Below are 1,290 nucleotides of genomic sequence, written 5' to 3' on the forward strand. Positions count from 1 at the left end.
TCTGGCCTGACCACCGTTCCGGTTTTTTCTCCTTGGCTCGTTCGTACAACTCATGTCGCCGGGACAAGACCTGATGATCCAGCCCCCGATGCCGCTCAGTCGGCGTGACGAACCGGATACGGCTATGCCGGTGCTCGTTGTTGTACCAGCGCATGAAATCCCTTACCCAAGCGCGTGCGGCGTTCAAGCTGGCAAAGCCATCCAGCGGCCATTGCGGGCAGTATTTCAGCGTTCTAAACAGCGACTCCGAGTAGGGATTGTCGTTGCTCACTCGCGGCCTGCCCCGCGAGGGCGTGATGCCCAGGTCGTACATCTTGCTCAGCAGCGTTACCGATTTCATCGGCGCTCCGTTGTCCGAGTGCAGCACCAGCGGTTCGTGTAAACACTGCTCACCGATCACGCTACGTTGCAGCAGTGCGGCGGCTTTCTCGCCGCTTTCTGCGTCGTAGACCTCCCAGCCCACGGCCTTGCGGCTGTAAATATCCTCGATCAGATAGAGGTAGTAATACTTGCCGCGTATCGGCGACGGCAGATACGTGATGTCCCATGACCACACCTGATTGGGCGCTTTGGCCGCATGCGTCGTCGGTGCTGCGTGCCTTCTGGGTCGCTGGCTGCGGCCTCGATGTTGCTGTTGGCCTGCCGCACGTAGAACGCGATAAAACGTCGACTCCGACGCCAGATAACACGCATGATCGGCCAGTCGTGGCACGATCTGGCTCGGCGGCAAGTGGGCGTACTCCGGGCTGTTACACAACGTCACGATGGTCTGACGCTCGACTTCGCTCAGTGCATTTCGGGGAGTTGGCCGTGTGACAGTCGTTCGGGCATCGGCCTGGATAACGTCTGTTTCAGTCCACCGTTGCAGGGTCCGCAGCGATAGACCGATTTCCCGGCAGGCCCTGATTTTTCTGGCTCCCGCCGCGACCGCTTGGCTTAGCCAGTCAACGAGTAACTGCCGTTCCGGCAAAGGCGTCAGTTGTCCTCGTTGTCGGTCCCCCAGTAGTCGTTGAGCTTTTTTCGCAGCACCAGCAACGCGGCTGTTTCAGCGAGCGCCTTGTCTTTGCGGCGCAGTTCGCGCTCAAGTTCCTGGATGCGTTTCTTATCTTTGCGAGACTGCTCGCGATCTTCTTTTTGCTGGGCCTTTTCCGATTTCTGGCCGGTGATGAAGGCTTGTCGCCAGGCCGTGATTTGCTCGGGGTAAAGGCCTTTGCGGCGGCAATACTCGCCCAGGTCGATCTCGGACAAACCGGCGGCTTCGAGCACGACAGCAAACTTGGTTTCGGCTGA

The 1,290-nt window shown here is 59.2% G+C and carries 1 pseudogene; it reads right to left on the reverse strand.

What is annotated here, in order from left to right:
* A pseudogene (locus PMI22_RS08685) lies at positions 1-1,290 on the reverse strand (IS3 family transposase); the annotation flags it as partial.

This window comes from Pseudomonas sp. GM21 (genome assembly GCF_000282215.1).
GTDB lineage: Bacteria > Pseudomonadota > Gammaproteobacteria > Pseudomonadales > Pseudomonadaceae > Aquipseudomonas.